This window comes from Pseudomonas sp. NBRC 111138, assembly GCF_001320835.1.
In the GTDB taxonomy this organism is placed as follows: Bacteria; Pseudomonadota; Gammaproteobacteria; order Pseudomonadales; family Pseudomonadaceae; genus Aquipseudomonas; species Aquipseudomonas paracarnis.
Map to the genome: position 1 here is coordinate 1 of NZ_BCBO01000063.1, position 13940 is coordinate 13940.

12 protein-coding genes and 2 pseudogenes are annotated in these 13940 nt (G+C 60.5%); 6 read left to right on the forward strand and 8 right to left on the reverse strand.

What is annotated here, in order from left to right:
• Nucleotides 1-1251: pseudogene (locus APH41_RS29040) on the forward strand (hypothetical protein); the annotation flags it as partial.
• Nucleotides 1252-1432: 181 nt separating this feature from the next.
• Here the strand turns inward: APH41_RS29040 and APH41_RS11020 are convergent.
• Together APH41_RS11020 and APH41_RS11025 are read right to left on the reverse strand one after the other, a co-directional pair.
• Complete coding sequence (locus tag APH41_RS11020) at nucleotides 1433-2383, reverse strand: alpha-E domain-containing protein (protein ID WP_054918909.1); 951 nt, start codon at nucleotides 2381-2383, stop codon at nucleotides 1433-1435.
• 2 nt (nucleotides 2384-2385) lie between these two features.
• Nucleotides 2386-3795: a circularly permuted type 2 ATP-grasp protein gene (locus APH41_RS11025; RefSeq protein ID WP_034127666.1), complete on the reverse strand. Its 1410-nt coding sequence runs from the start codon at nucleotides 3793-3795 to the stop codon at nucleotides 2386-2388.
• A 428-nt stretch (nucleotides 3796-4223) separates the two neighbouring features.
• Here APH41_RS11025 and APH41_RS11030 point away from each other — a divergent pair, with 428 nt between their 5' ends.
• The 3 genes from APH41_RS11030 (at nucleotide 4224) to APH41_RS29345 (ending at nucleotide 5213) form a co-directional block, all read left to right on the forward strand.
• Complete coding sequence (locus APH41_RS11030) at nucleotides 4224-4769, forward strand: hypothetical protein (protein WP_014718415.1); 546 nt, start codon at nucleotides 4224-4226, stop codon at nucleotides 4767-4769.
• Nucleotides 4770-4854: 85 nt separating this feature from the next.
• The gene (locus APH41_RS11035) at nucleotides 4855-5067 is read left to right on the forward strand and encodes a hypothetical protein (RefSeq protein WP_054918911.1); all 213 of its coding nucleotides are present in this window, start codon (nucleotides 4855-4857) and stop codon (nucleotides 5065-5067) included.
• Nucleotides 5068-5078: 11 nt separating this feature from the next.
• Nucleotides 5079-5213, forward strand: coding sequence for a hypothetical protein (locus APH41_RS29345; RefSeq protein ID WP_014718417.1), 135 nt, complete (start codon nucleotides 5079-5081; stop codon nucleotides 5211-5213).
• Here APH41_RS29345 and APH41_RS11040 read toward each other — a convergent pair.
• Nucleotides 5204-5551 (reverse strand): helix-turn-helix domain-containing protein, encoded by a 348-nt coding sequence (locus tag APH41_RS11040; protein WP_054899059.1) that lies wholly within the window; start codon nucleotides 5549-5551, stop codon nucleotides 5204-5206. The two genes, APH41_RS29345 and APH41_RS11040, sit on opposite strands and share 10 nt — an antisense overlap.
• 55 nt (nucleotides 5552-5606) lie before the next feature.
• Nucleotides 5607-6953, reverse strand: coding sequence for a sodium:proton antiporter (locus APH41_RS11045; RefSeq protein WP_054899060.1), 1347 nt, complete (start codon nucleotides 6951-6953; stop codon nucleotides 5607-5609).
• A gap of 192 nt (nucleotides 6954-7145) precedes the next feature.
• Between APH41_RS11045 and APH41_RS11050 the strand changes: the two are divergent.
• A pseudogene (locus tag APH41_RS11050) lies at nucleotides 7146-8321 on the forward strand (pyridoxal phosphate-dependent aminotransferase); the annotation flags it as partial.
• 38 nt (nucleotides 8322-8359) lie between these two features.
• On the opposite strand, the gene APH41_RS11055 reads toward APH41_RS11050, so the two are convergent.
• A complete protein-coding gene (locus tag APH41_RS11055) occupies nucleotides 8360-8800 on the reverse strand; it encodes an Lrp/AsnC family transcriptional regulator (protein ID WP_034119698.1) in 441 nt (146 codons plus the stop codon).
• A 108-nt stretch (nucleotides 8801-8908) separates the two neighbouring features.
• Between APH41_RS11055 and APH41_RS11060 the strand changes: the two genes are divergently transcribed.
• Nucleotides 8909-9817: a DMT family transporter gene (locus tag APH41_RS11060; RefSeq protein WP_034127661.1), complete on the forward strand. Its 909-nt coding sequence runs from the start codon at nucleotides 8909-8911 to the stop codon at nucleotides 9815-9817.
• A 77-nt stretch (nucleotides 9818-9894) separates the two neighbouring features.
• On the opposite strand, the gene APH41_RS11065 is transcribed toward APH41_RS11060, so the two are convergent.
• From APH41_RS11065 to fabF, 3 genes are all read right to left on the reverse strand, one after another.
• Complete coding sequence (locus APH41_RS11065; protein WP_054918918.1) at nucleotides 9895-11874, reverse strand: U32 family peptidase; 1980 nt, start codon at nucleotides 11872-11874, stop codon at nucleotides 9895-9897.
• Between the two features lie 262 nt (nucleotides 11875-12136).
• A complete protein-coding gene (locus tag APH41_RS11070) occupies nucleotides 12137-12517 on the reverse strand; it encodes a RidA family protein (protein WP_014718423.1) in 381 nt (126 codons plus the stop codon).
• Nucleotides 12518-12588: 71 nt separating this feature from the next.
• Nucleotides 12589-13857, reverse strand: a complete 1269-nt coding sequence (fabF, locus tag APH41_RS11075; protein WP_054918919.1) for a beta-ketoacyl-ACP synthase II — start codon at nucleotides 13855-13857, stop codon at nucleotides 12589-12591.
• Nucleotides 13858-13940: the final 83 nt, after the last annotated feature.

Genomic DNA, 13940 nt, shown 5'->3' on the forward strand with positions numbered 1-13940 from the left:
ATTCCCAAGTTGATCCAGGCCACGGGGACGGGTACCTCAGTTACCCTGGCGCCGCTGAATGCACAAAACGGTGGCACGGTGTCGGTGGAGTACACACCGATGTACACCACAGAAAGCATCAAGGTGACGATGGTGGGAACAGCCGGAGCGGGTTCTCCGGTGATCCCGGCCAAGAATGGGGTAGCGACGGGCAAGGTCACGTTCGATATTACCAAGGCCGCGATTGCCGCCAACGTCGGCAATGCCAACAAGACGCTCACGCTTAAGTACGACGTGACCCGTAGCGGCAAGGTGGTTGCGTCCAAGGTGTTGACGGTGACGGTGACGCCGATACCGGCTGCCAACCTACGACAGCCGTTGATTAATGGTGTTGCGCATACCGGAACTTTAGACGTTCCAAATTTGCCGGCGAACGCCAAACTCACGATTGCTCCATGGCCGCTGCAATACTCAGGCATGAAAATCTGGCTGCTTTATCGCTGTGCAGGCGCCAATCCTAACCCGCATGTCATTTGGACTGGCGCGCAACATCATTCGGCTGATGGGTTGGAGTATGGAGCGCCACTGGCTTGGTTGAAAACTTGCCCGAATGGCGCTACGGTCAGTGTTGAATTCAAGGTCGCCTATGACCCTAATACCGATGAAGCTGGTGCGGTAAGTTTCCCAATTACTCAATATACTGTGTTGAACGTGGATGAACTGATTGTTGACACAAGCCCAGTTTATCTCTCTAGGACGACCTACCTGATCCCCAGCCACCCCACGGTGCTACCGGTATTCATTTCGGGTAACTCTATTCGACGTTCGGTGAGCGGCGGCAAACCGCCTTATTATTTCAGTTCAAGTAAACCGTCTATTGCCCATGTCGATGAAACGGGGCGTGTCACCTCGCGAGGCAATGATTCGGCAATCATCACAGTGACTGACAGCTCTCAACCGCCACAGAGCAAAAGTTACAGTGTGACTGTCAGCAATGTCATTAACTGTCATGCATTAGCAGGCAAGGCGACGTGGTCGGCCACCGTATCCAACGCAAGCAGCCGTGGCCTGCGAGTGCCAGATATTTACGAGTTGCGCGCATTGAGCCGGGAGTACGGGAATCGATGGCCACTTGGAAATGATCTTTATTGGTCAAGCTCGCTATATGATTTTGTCACTTCTTACCAATACCTGAGAAATATCATTACTGGCGGGGAAATAGTGCTTAAGCCGGATATATCTACTCTCGCTCTTGGCGTCGGGTTCAACTAGAGAAAACAAGGGGCAGACTTGTCACTATGTTGATTAAGGAAATACGGAGCGAAATACCGAAATACGGGGCAGATTTATTTAAAAATTAAATCTGCCCGATCTGGCGCCCCTTCAACGATCAACACGGGCCGGCGTATTATTGTGCTGGTACCAAGGGGTTGGTCACCCCACCCAGTATCAATCAAACGACTTCCAGATAAGAACTCTGCACCGCCCGCGCCAACTTCCGCACAGCCTCAATAAACTCCGTCAACCGACTATGCAACCCATCCTCCAGAATCTCATCAATCCCCGTATACCGCAGCCGCGCTTCAAACTCGGCAGCCAAGCGCTGCGCCGTGCGCCCATAACTACCCGGCAGATCCGCGAGAATATGGCTCAACTCCTCGATACACGCATGCAGCGAGCGCGGCACGTCACTGCGCAACAGCAGCAGTTCCGACACCGAGCGGGCGTTCAGGGCATTGGGGTACAGCTCGGTATACGCCTCGAATGACGACAACGCGCGGAGCAGGGCGCTCCACTGGTAATAGCCGCGGGCCGACAGGTCGCTGACTTCTTCGGACTCTTCGCCGAACATCTCGTAGCGTGCATCCAGCAGGCGCAGGGTGTTGTCGGCGCGCTCGACAAAGGTGCCGAGGCGGATGAAGCGATAGGCGTCATTGCGCATGATGGTGCCCGAGGTCGCGCCGCGAAACAGGTGCGAACGTTGTTTGACCCAGTCACAGAAGTGGCTGATGCCATGTCGCGCCAGGCCGCCGGCGGCAATGCTGCGCATTTCCAGCCAGGTGGCATTGAGGTTTTCCCACATGTCGGCGGTGATGCGTCCGCGCACGGCGTGGGCATTGCCCCGGGCGGCGCGCAGGCAGTTGTAGATGCTCGCCGGGTTTTCTTCGTCGAGGGCGAAGAAGTGCAGCATGCGCTCGGCATCCAGGGTGTGGTGGCGTTCGAGGTAACTGTCCAGGGTGCCGCTGCTGAGCAACGACATGGCCAGTTCATCCAGGCCATCGCTGCGCCCGGCCTGGGGCATCAAGGACAGGGAATAACTGACTTCCAGCATGCGTGCCAGGTTCTCGGCGCGCTCCAGGTAGCGGGACATCCAATACAGATCTGCAGCGGTTCTACTCAACATAGTCAGCCCTCCACCACCCAGGTGTCCTTGGTTCCGCCGCCTTGCGACGAGTTCACGACCAGCGAGCCTTCCTTCAGCGCCACGCGGGTCAAGCCGCCGGGCACCAGGCGGGTTTCCTTGCCCGAGAGTACGAATGGGCGCAGGTCGATATGCCGGGGCGCAATGCCGTTTTCGACGAAGGTCGGGCAGGTGGACAGGCTCAGGGTGGGTTGGGCGATATAGGCATGGGGACGGGCCTTGATGCGCTGGCGGAAGTCTTCGATCTCGGCGGCCGTCGACGCCGGGCCCACCAGCATGCCGTAGCCGCCGGAGCCCTGGGTTTCCTTGACCACCAACTGCTCGAGGTTGGCCAGCACATGAGACAGTTCATCGGGCTTGCGGCATTGGAAGGTCGGCACGTTCTGCAGGATCGGTTCCTCGTCCAGGTAGAAGCGGATCATCGCCGGTACATAGGGATAGATCGACTTGTCGTCAGCCACCCCGGTGCCGATGGCGTTGGCCAGTACCACATTGCCGGCGCAGTAAGCCGCCACCAACCCCGGCACGCCGAGCATCGACTCGGGGTTGAACGCCTGGGGGTCGAGGAAGGCGTCGTCGATGCGCCGGTAGATCACGTCCACGGGCTTGGGGCCGTCGGTGGTGCGCATGAACACCTTGAGATCGTGCACGAACAGATCGGCACCTTCCACCAGCTCCACGCCCATTTCCCGGGCAAGGAACGCGTGTTCGAAGAAGGCGCTGTTGAAGCGCCCAGGCGTCAACACCACCACATTCGGGTTATCGAGGCGGCTGGCGCTCTTGAGGGTCTTGAGCAACAGGTTGGGGTAGTGGTCCACGGGTGCAATGCGCTGCTTGGCGAAGACTTCCGGGAACAGCCGCATCATCATCTTGCGGTCTTCGAGCATGTAGCTCACGCCGCTGGGGGTGCGCAGGTTGTCTTCCAGCACGTAGTAGGTACCGTCGCCGTCGCGCACCAGGTCGACACCGGAGATGTGCGAGTAAATGTCGCGGTGCAGATCCAGGCCGACCATCGCCTTCTGATAGCCCTCGTTGCCCAGCACCTGCTCTGCCGGAATGATCCCGGCCTTGATGATGCGTTGGTCGTGGTAGATGTCGGCGAGAAACATGTTCAGTGCATTGACCCGCTGGATGCAGCCACGCTCGATCAGGCTCCATTCACTGGCGGGGATGCTGCGGGGAATGATGTCGAAGGGAATCAGGCGTTCGGTGTCTTGTTCGTCGCCATACAGGGTGAAGGTGATCCCGGCGCGATGGAACAGCAAATCCGCTTCACGGCGACGCTGGGCCAGCAGTTCCGGCGGCGTATTGGCCAGCCAGCGAGAGAAGTCCTGATAGTGCGCACGGCATACGCCGTTTGCGTCATTCATTTCATCGAAGAAAGATCGAGCCATTCCAGTACCTTGTCAGTGCCCAGTGTGGCTTTGGGTGGCACTGCCGCTTAAAAAAACGCATGTTTTTATGAGCCCGTGGCTGAAGGTGCCAACAGGCCTGGTCCTTACTTTCTTATGGGGGCGGCTCTGGGTCGGGGGGTAACGTATGCTCCTGTTTTCCGGGTGGTGAATGGATATAGCAATGCCTGTGCCGGAATGCGAACTAGGCATCAATAACCTGTGGCGAGCGAGCTTGCTCGCGCCGGGCTGCGCAGCGGCCCCAATAAAAGCGGGAGCGCTGCGCACTCCAGCGCGAGCAAGCTCGCTCGCCACAGGAGGGGGCTCACCACAATGGGGCGCGGCGTGTTTCAGATTGGTGCGTCAACCCACTTGAACTTCACCGAGCCCCGATTCTTCTAAGGAGTTTCGTCACCTTGTGGAGCACCGTCGTGTCCAGAATCATCTCACCCCACACTCCGGAAGCGGCCCTGAATGACCACAGCGAACACAACGCAAAGATTTTCGGCTCGCCCAAGGACCGCCTCGACTTTTACCGGCGCGAGATCCAGTACGAAACCAGCATCCTGGCCAACCGCACCGACGCCTACCTGACCGCGCAATCCTTCCTGGTGATTGCCTTTGTCTCCGGCATGGGCAACCTCAACCCGGAATGGGGCAAGCTGTTCACGCTGGTGGTGCCGATCTTCCTGGTCTCGCTGGGTATTCTCAGTTCGCTGAATGCCTGGCCCGGTATCCGTGCGGCGTATGAAATCATCGACCACTGGCACTACAAGCAAAGCGAATTGCTGCGCAGCGAGCCGGTGATGGGCATGGCCTACGATGAGTCGCCACTGTTTTCCGAGGTGGAGTCGAGCCACAAGGGCTATCGCAAGTCGTTGTTGTTTTCCATGCGCGCGCCGTGGTTGTTCATGGTGTTCTGGCTGGTGCTGGGCATCTATGCGTTTTATATCCAAGTGGACAATCCACTGCGCTGACCACGCGGACGGAACTTCAGCCGTGGCCGTGACGCCTTAGCTCTATGCGGTACAGATTTTTCACCGGCCTGCAGAGAGGTGCCTCATGACCCAATCTAACGATCCACAGACTAACAATCGCAACGACCCCGCCATCGACGGCGGCGAGCCGGCCCCTGGCACTGCCGCCGATGCGCCCAAGGATCCAACGCCTGCGAGCGACCCCAAGGCCAAGGAAAACGACTACAGTCCAGACTTCAGGCCTGAGCGTGAGCACAAGCCTGAAACCGATGCCGATATCGATACCCAAGGCGGTTAGAGGAGACGCACATGTCAAAAGAACTGGACGATGAACTCAACGACCCGGGCAACGAAGACCCGGGTTCGCTGATGGACGATGCCGAGGTACCGCTGAACGACCTGGATGAAGCGGCGGACGTTGGCAACACTGAAAATCAGGACTGATCCGGCGGCGGGCCCGAGGGATTGCTGAGCTTGAAGTAGACGTCTTCCTCGGCCCCGCCGTCCAGCGACACCTCCTGGCCCACCACGCGGTTATCGATCAGCGTCTGCGCCTGATCGCGGCTGATATTGACCACTGTGCTGCGCTTGCCAGTGATCACATACACCACATCCACCCCATGCTCGGCCAAAGCTGCCAGGTAGTTGGCATGGGGCAGGTCTTCGCCCAGTTCATATTGACGTTGCTCGCGTGTGGTCACGCCGCCTGCCTGCGCCAGGTATTGCTGCGAATATCCCAGGCGTTGGCGTTCCTCAAGCAATCGTTGGGCGATGTTTTTCATTAGTTGACTCGCACTGTGGGTCCTGACTGTTTGAAACCCCGGCGCGGTGCAGGATTCAATTTTTTTGCGCAGCCTGACGCTCATACCACGCCAGCATGGGCTGGGTACTCAACCCGTGGGCCAGGATGCTCAACGCGATGACCGACAACGTCAGGTTGACCGCCACCGCACTGCTGGTGCCCACCAGCCCGTGGTTGAGCGCATAGAACAGGTAGTAAATGCTGCCGATCCCACGAATGCCGAACCAACTGACCAGGCTGCGTTGCCGCCGGTCCAACAGGCGGCCCCAAGGCATGGCGAATACACTGGCGGGGCGAATCACACAAAACAGCAACGGTGCCACCGCCAACGCGGCCCACTCCCAGTGGCTGACCAGCACGATGCCCAAGACTGTCACCAGGAACACCTCCATGGCCCGCTCCACCAGGCTGCCGAAGGCCAGCATGTCGCCCATCATCACGCCTGCCGCGATCTGGGTGTCCTTCAACTGGCTGACGTCACCATGCAAGGCTTGCTCGGGCTCGATTTCAAGGTGGCCCACCACCGGTTGCGCCAGGTGCTCGGCGGGTGTCTGGGCGTTGCCGGTGGACTTCACCTCGGCCTGGCGCAACCCCAGGCCCGCCGCGAATACCGACAGGAAGCCATAGCCGCCCACGGCTTCGGCGGTCACATAGGCAAGGGCGATCAATGCCAGTGTCAGGTAATCATTGGGCGAGAGGGTGCTGTCGGCATTGATCAGGCGCAGGCGCAACGTCACCCGGCCAATACCTCGGCCCATCCAGTAGCCGATCAATAGCCCGACCGGCACCGCCCATACCAGGTTTTTCAGCACCCAACCGCCGACCCAGTCGCCATCGAAGCCGCCGTGTTGCATGAACAGCAGGCCGAAGATCACAAACGGGAAGGCGCTGCCATCGTTCAGCCCCGCTTCGCCTGACAGACCGAAGCGCAGCGCGTCGTAGTCCTGGGCATTGTTGACCTGAACCAGGCCCGCCAGCACCGGGTCGGTCGGCGCCAGGATCGCGCCCACCAGCAGAGACACCCCCCACGATAGATCAAGCAGGTAATGCAGCAACAGCCCGGTGCCGAGGATGGTCAACAACATGACCGGGCCGGCCAGGCCGAAGGCAATGCGCCAGGTGCGATGCTTGAGCGGCAGGCGCAATTTCAGGCCGCTGACAAACAGCGAAAACAGCACTGCCACTTCGGTCAGGTGCTCCATCCAGCGCGCCGAGCCCTTGATGTCCAGGTGCAGCAGGTCCACACCCAGAGGGCCGATGGCGATACCCAGCAACAGGCACACCGCCGAGGTGGTGACCGGCATCCAGCGCAAGTATGAGGAGGTGAGGGCCAGGGTAAGCAGTACGGCGCCCAATACGGCCAGCCATAGAATGAAAGTCATTGTGCGTGTTCCAGGGCCGTGGTCTATGCAGCTTTGAGAACGGCGACCGGAAGGGGGTTCAATGTGATTGCCTGCCATGGGGGCAAGGCCTTATTTAGCCATTGAACGAAGGTTTGCCATGCACTAAGTTGGCCGCTTGTCGCCCGCGCATCTACGGATCTGCGTCTTTCTTCTTTCACCAGAGGCTCTGGCATGAAGTTTTCCCCCTTCGTCGAGCGAATTGCAGGGCAGGGCGTTGCCGCCTGGGACATCCACCACGCCGCGTTCGACGCCGCCAGCCAGGGCGAAGACGTCATCATCCTCAGCGTCGGCGACCCGGATTTCGCCACGCCGCCCTTTATCACTGACGCCGCCGTCAATGCCTTGCACGCGGGAGATTCTCACTACACCGAGATCGCCGGTCGCCCCGCACTGCGCGAGGCGATCGCCGCCCGTTACAGCCGAACCCTTGCCCGGCCGTTGGCCGCCGACAACGTGATCATCGTGCCCGGTGCGCAGAACGCGCTGTTCATCAGTTCGCTGTGCCTGTTGCAGGCCGGCGACGAAGTGCTGGTGCTCGACCCGATGTATGTCACCTACGAAGCCACGCTCAAGGCCAGCGGCGCCACTCTGGTGCGGGTGCCCTGCAGTGCTGAGGCCGGCTTTCGCCTGAATCCGCCCCTGCTCGCGGCCGCGATCACCCCGCGTACCCGGGCGATATTCTTTTCCAATCCGAACAACCCCACTGGCGTGGTGCTTGACCTGCAGGAGCTGCAAGCCATTGCCGACTTGGCCATCGCCCATGATCTGTGGGTGGTGGTGGATGAGGTCTACGAAAGCCTGGTGTTCGACGGTCAATACCACAGCCTCGCGGCATTACCGGGCATGGCGCAGCGCTGCATTGTGATCGGCAGCTTGTCCAAATCCCACGCCATGACCGGCTGGCGTATCGGCTGGCTCATCGCTCCAGTGCAAATGGTGCAGCACGCCGAAACCCTGCTGTTGAGCATGATGTACGGCTTGCCCGGCTTCGTGATGGAGGCGGCGACCGCCGCGGTGTTGGCCCACGATGAAGTCACTGAAGGTATGCGGGAGACCTACCGACGCCGACGTGACCTGGTAGTGACCGCCTTGAGCACCTGCCCAGGCATCCGGGTGCAGGCGCCGCAAGCCGGCATGTTTGTGCTGGTGGATGTGCGCGGCACGGGGCTGGGGTCGCTGGATTTTGCCTGGCGCCTGTTTCGTGAAGCGGGCGTGTCGGTGCTGGACGCAGCAGCCTTCGGCGAGCCGGCCCAGGGGTTCGTTCGACTGTCCTTTACCCTGGGCGAAGAGCGCCTGGCGCAGGCCTGTCGGCGGATTGTGGGGTTTGTGGAAAAGCTGACCAGTGAGCGCGCCGTGCACTGGGCATGAGTACCTGAACAACCCATTTAGTCAGCCAACGGCGGCAAACGCCGTTTCACCGGGGTTTTCTTGACGATAGCGGTGTTGGTTTCGGCATAGGTATTCAGCCGGTCCAGCAGCGTGTCGAGGTGCTCCATGGTGCGTACATGCAGGCGTGCGATGAAGCAGTCGTCCCCGGTAACCTTGTCGCACTCTGTGAACTCGGGGATCGCCTGGATCTGGCGCTCCACTTCCTGCAATTTGCCGGGCAGGGGGCGGATGCGCACGATGGCCTGCAGCAGGTAGCCGAAGTGCTTGGGGTCTATGTCGACGGTGTAGTGGGTCAGCACGCCGCGTTCTTCCAGGCGGCGCAGGCGTTCGCTGACGCTGGGTGAAGACAGCCCGGTGATGCCTGCCAGGGCTTTGAGGGACAACCGCGAGTCGTCCATCAAAGCGGCGATCAGTTGCTGGTCGATGGTGTCGATCATGGTCTGTGCCTAATAAGAAAAGGTGATTTCGGGCTTTTGCCTTTTTTAGTCGCTGTAGCCGTCGCCAACAGATTGCCATACTGGAGCCTCACTTGAGGAGCCTCAATCATGGATTCATCCATCCGTCGTGGGTCGTGGGAAATGGTCGCCGCCATGCTGATCTCGGGCAGCATTGGCTGGTTTGTGCTGGTGTCTGGCGTGTCGGTGATCGAGGTGGTGTTCTGGCGCTGCGTGATCGGTGCGCTGACGCTGGTACTGGTGTGCGCCTGGCTGGGTTACCTGCGCCTGGACCTGCTCAGTTGGGCAAAACTGGGGCTGGCCGTGCTCAGCGGCGTGGCCATTGTCGGCAACTGGTTGCTGCTGTTCGAATCCTATTCCCGTGCCTCCATCGCTATCAGCACCGCGGTGTACAACGTGCAGCCGTTTATCCTGGTGATGCTGGCGGCGGTGTTTCTCGGTGAAAAAATCACCGTGCAGAAATTGGCATGGTTGAGCGTGGCGTTCCTGGGCATGTTGGCGATTGTCACCGCCCATGGCGAGCAAACGGGTGGAGGAGATTACCTGGTTGGCATCGCGCTGGCCCTGGGTGCGGCATTTTTGTATGCGGTCGCGGCGTTGATCATCAAGCGCCTCAAGGAAGTACCGCCGCATTTGATGGCATTGATCCAGGTGACGACTGGCGCGCTATTGCTGGCGCCACTGGTGCCCTGGAATGGCCTGCCAGCATCCACCACGACGTGGGCGGCCTTGGTCACCTTGGGGGTGGTGCACACAGGTTTGATGTATGTACTGCTGTATGGCGCGATCCAGAAACTGCCGACGGCCATTACCGGCGCACTGTCGTTCATCTACCCGATTGCGGCGATCTTTGTGGATTGGATTGCGTTCGGGCATCGCCTGGGGTGGCTGCAATGGCTGGGCGTGGCGGCGATTCTGTTGGCAGCGGCAGGGTTGCAGCGGGGCTGGTGGTGGCCCCGCAACCTCGGTAGGCGCGAGCTTGCTCGCGAAGAAGGTTAACGATGACGCCGCGTATCAGGGTTGAAACGCGGCGTTCTCTCGTTCTTCGCGAGCAAGCTCGCTCCTACAGGTGAGGGTTAGTGCGTGCCCTGGTAGATAAGGTTTTCCGGGTTGAAATGCTCCACCGCACTGCCAGGCTGCGGCAGACCGAGGATATGCCCCTTGATCTTGCCCACCACATGCATTTCGCAGGGTTTGCAGTCGAACTTCAGGGTCAGCACTTCGTCACCGTGGATCAATTGCATGGGTGCCACCTTGGTCTTCACTCCGGTCACGCCCTTGGCCTGTTTAGGGCACAGGTTGAACGAGAAACGCAGGCAGTGCTTGGTGATCATCACCGGCACTTCGCCGGTTTCTTCGTGGGCTTCGAAGGCCGCATCGATCAGCTTCACGCCGTGACGGTGGTAGAAGTCCCGGGCCTTCTGGTTGTAGACGTTGGCCAGGAACGACAAGTGCGCCTCGGGATACACCGGCGGCGGCGAAGTTTCAGCCTTGCGCCCACCCCGCGGATGTGCGGCGACGCGTGCGGCGGTCAGTGCTTCGATCACTTCACGGCGTAACGCCTTGAGCTGCGAGTTGGGGATGAAGAACGCTTGCGGCGCATCCAGTTCGATACGGGTGGCGTGGTACTCGGTGGTGCCGAGCTGGCCGAGCAGGTCGCGCAGGGTGTCCAGCGCCTGTTCCGGCTTGTTGGCCACGCCAAACGGGCCGGGCAGGGTGACACTGGCGCTGATGCCTTCTTCGCTGGTCGCGGTGATTTGCAGCTGCTCTTCACGCAGGCGCGCGACCCATGACAAACCGATACGGCGCTCGGCCGAGGTCTTGAGCAGGGCCTGTTGCCAGTTGTGGTCCAGGTTGCGATTGAGCGGGTGATGCGGGCGCAGCTGGTGCAAGCCGGCGGGCATTTCGTTGGGCTCGACGCGGTAGCGGTAGCGCTTCTCACCGTCTTCCTCGAACTCACCCTTGGGCTCGGCGATATTGGCGCGAAAACCCACCACTTCACGCTTGATCAGCACATTGAGGCCGTCGCCGTTGGACAGTGGCTCATGGGTGACCACCTGCAAGTCGCGCTTGCCGGCTTTTTCCACGGTGCCCACGGGCAGGCCGGTAAAGGTCGGGGTGTCAAAGGCACCGATGTCGATCTTGCGGTCGCTGACAAAGTAATCGGTGCTGCCACGGTGGAAGGTTTTTTCCGGGTCGGGCAGGAAGAAGTGCGCGGTACGGCCGCTGGAAGCGCGGGCCAGGTCCGGGCGGTCTTCGAGGATCTCGTCGAGGCGCTGACGGTAGTAGGCGGTGATGTTCTTCACATAACCCATGTCCTTGTAGCGGCCTTCGATCTTGAACGAACGCACGCCCGCTTCGACCAGGGCACGCAGGTTGGCGCTCTGGTTGTTGTCTTTCATCGACAGCAGATGCTTTTCAAAGGCCACCACGCGGCCCTGGTCATCTTTCAGGGTGTAGGGCAGGCGGCAGGCCTGGGAGCAGTCGCCACGGTTGGCGCTGCGGCCATTTTGCGCGTGGGAGATATTGCACTGCCCGGAGAACGCCACGCACAGGGCGCCGTGGATAAAGAACTCGATGGCGGCATCGGTCTCGTCGGCAATGGCGCGGATCTCTTGCAGGTTCAGCTCGCGGGCCAGTACCAACTGCGAGAAACCGGCCTTGTCGAGAAACCTGGCCCGGCCCAGGGTGCGGATGTCGGTCTGGGTGCTGGCGTGCAGCTCGATCGGCGGAATATCCAGCTCCATCACGCCGAGGTCTTGCACGATCAACGCATCCACACCGGCATCGTAGAGCTGATGGATCAGCTTGCGCGCAGGTTCCAGCTCGTTGTCATGCAGGATGGTGTTGATGGTGGTGAAGACGCGGGCGTGGTAACGGCGGGCGAATTCCACCAGTTGAGCGATATCGCTCACCTCGTTACACGCATTGTGGCGGGCGCCAAAGCTCGGCCCGCCGATATAAACGGCGTCGGCGCCGTGCAGGATAGCCTCGCGCGCAATGGCGACATCGCGGGCAGGGCTGAGCAATTCCAGGTGATGCTTGGGCAAGGACATAGTTTTTTTAGTCAGGCTTGTCACGGTCGAGGCGCGCATTGTAGCCGTGAAATGCCTGGGCGGCATCTACCGCAGGGCTGTCGGGCCTAATGCAAGTCCGTTAAGCGAACGCATTCCTCAACGCAACGAAGCCCCAATGTGGGAGCTGGCTTGCCTGCGATGGCGATTGAACATTCACCACCGCTATCGCAGGCAAGCCAGCTCCCGCCTTTTTGACCGCGTTCAACATTCCGATCAGTTCGGTTCTAAAAACGTCACAGATTCAAGCCTTGGCAGCCATCGCCGTCACTTCCACCCGCATACCTTCCACCGCCAAGGCGGCAACGCCCACTGCCGCCCGCACTGGCCAGGGCTTGGCGAAAAAGCGCTTGTAGACCTCGTTGAACGCAGCACGGTCGGCCATGTCGGTGAGGTAGATGGTCAGGTGCATGACCCGGTCCATGGAACTGCCGGCTTTTTCCAGCGCGACTTTCAGCGCTTGCAGGGTGCACTCGCTTTGCAGGGTGATATCGCCCAGTTCCAGGCTGCCATCGGCATGGGTGGGAATCTGGGTGGAGACCAGGATGCCGTTGAAGCCGATTACGTCGGAGGAGATGGAATCGGCGTCCGGGTCAGGGGTATAGGACAGGTCGTGGTTGGCCATGGGCACCTCGTGTTGGCAGGAACAGAAAGGCGCCATGGTCGGTGAAATTCACTCCAGGGGCAAACCCCGGCTTATATCCAGCGTCGGAACAGCACGCTGGCGTTCACGCCGCCAAAGCCGAAGCCATTGGATAGCGCATATTCAATCGGCATGGGACGCGCCTCATCGCGCACCATGTCCAGGCCGTCGGCGAGGGCGTCCGGGTTTTCCAGGTTGAGTGTCATTGGCGCGATCTGGTCACGCAGGGCAAGCACGGTGAAGACGGCTTCGATGCCCCCCGCAGCACCGAGCAAGTGGCCGGTGGCGGATTTTGTCGAGCTGATCGCCGGGCTACCGCCAGTACCGAATAGCGTCCTGATTGCCGCCAGCTCGCCTTTGTCTCCCACAGGTGTGGAGGTCGCGTGGGCATTCAGGTACTGCACCTGCGACGCCTCGATGCCCGCCTGGCGCAACGCTTGAGTCATTGCCCGGCGCGCACCGTCACCGTCTTCAGGCCCTGCGGTCATGTGATAGGCGTCTGCACTGGTGCCATAGCCCACCAGTTCGGCAATCGGCTGCGCGCCCCGCGCCAGGGCATGTTCGAGTTCTTCAATTACCAGAATGCCGGCGCCTTCGCCCATCACAAAGCCGTCGCGCGCCTGATCGAAGGGTCGCGAAGCGCGCTGCGGGGTGGCATTGAAATCGCTGGACAGCGCCCGCGCTGCGGCGAAGCCGGCAAGGCTGACGCGATGAATCGCCGCTTCGGCACCGCCGCATACCGCGACGTCCACTTCCCCGGCGCGAATCATTCGCGCTGCGTCGCCGATAGCCTGAACCCCGGCGGCACACGCGGTTACTGGCGCACCCAGCGGGCCTTTCAAGCCATAGTTGATCGACACATGCCCGGCGGCCATGTTGCTCAGAAACGATGGAATGGTGAAGGGCGACAAACGACGCGGGCCCTTGCTGTCGGTGGTGCGCACCGCATCGGCAATGGCCGGGAAACCGCCGACGCCGGAGGCGATGATGGTTGCCGTGCGTTCCTGCTCCTCGGGTGTTCTGGGGGCCCAATTGGCCTGCTTCAGGGCTTCATCCGCCGCCGCCAGGGCAAACAGGATAAAGCGGTCCATCTTGCGCTGTTCCTTGGCTGCCAACAGTCGATCAGGATCAAAACCGGCTTCGGGGTCTTGCAACACACTTTGCACCTGGCCGCCGATGGTGACCGCAAGATCACCGATCAATTCTTCCGGCAACCGGCGGATGCCCGACTGCCCGTCCAGCAAGCGCTGCCAAGTGGATTCCACGCTCGACCCCAGCGGCGTCAGCGCGCCCATGCCCGTCACGACGATACGTTTACTCATGCTCAATCGACTCCTGTTGCTTGAAGGATACACAGCGTATGGACGTCACTATCATCATGAAAGTAACATGGCGTCATACAAGT

Excerpts from the sequence above, each read along its gene's own strand:
- APH41_RS11025 (WP_034127666.1), bottom strand. The coding sequence starts at position 3,795 with ATGGCTCGATCTTTCTTCGATGAAATGAATGACGCAAACGGCGTATGC.
- APH41_RS11060 (WP_034127661.1), top strand. The coding sequence starts at position 8,909 with ATGGATTCATCCATCCGTCGTGGGTCGTGGGAAATGGTCGCCGCCATG.
- APH41_RS11020 (WP_054918909.1), bottom strand. The coding sequence starts at position 2,383 with ATGTTGAGTAGAACCGCTGCAGATCTGTATTGGATGTCCCGCTACCTG.
- APH41_RS11040 (WP_054899059.1), bottom strand. The coding sequence starts at position 5,551 with ATGAAAAACATCGCCCAACGATTGCTTGAGGAACGCCAACGCCTGGGA.
- APH41_RS11045 (WP_054899060.1), bottom strand. The coding sequence starts at position 6,953 with ATGACTTTCATTCTATGGCTGGCCGTATTGGGCGCCGTACTGCTTACC.
- APH41_RS29345 (WP_014718417.1), top strand. The coding sequence starts at position 5,079 with ATGTCAAAAGAACTGGACGATGAACTCAACGACCCGGGCAACGAAGAC.
- APH41_RS11035 (WP_054918911.1), top strand. The coding sequence starts at position 4,855 with ATGACCCAATCTAACGATCCACAGACTAACAATCGCAACGACCCCGCC.
- fabF (WP_054918919.1), bottom strand. The coding sequence starts at position 13,857 with ATGAGTAAACGTATCGTCGTGACGGGCATGGGCGCGCTGACGCCGCTG.
- APH41_RS11055 (WP_034119698.1), bottom strand. The coding sequence starts at position 8,800 with ATGATCGACACCATCGACCAGCAACTGATCGCCGCTTTGATGGACGAC.
- APH41_RS11070 (WP_014718423.1), bottom strand. The coding sequence starts at position 12,517 with ATGGCCAACCACGACCTGTCCTATACCCCTGACCCGGACGCCGATTCC.
- APH41_RS11065 (WP_054918918.1), bottom strand. The coding sequence starts at position 11,874 with ATGTCCTTGCCCAAGCATCACCTGGAATTGCTCAGCCCTGCCCGCGAT.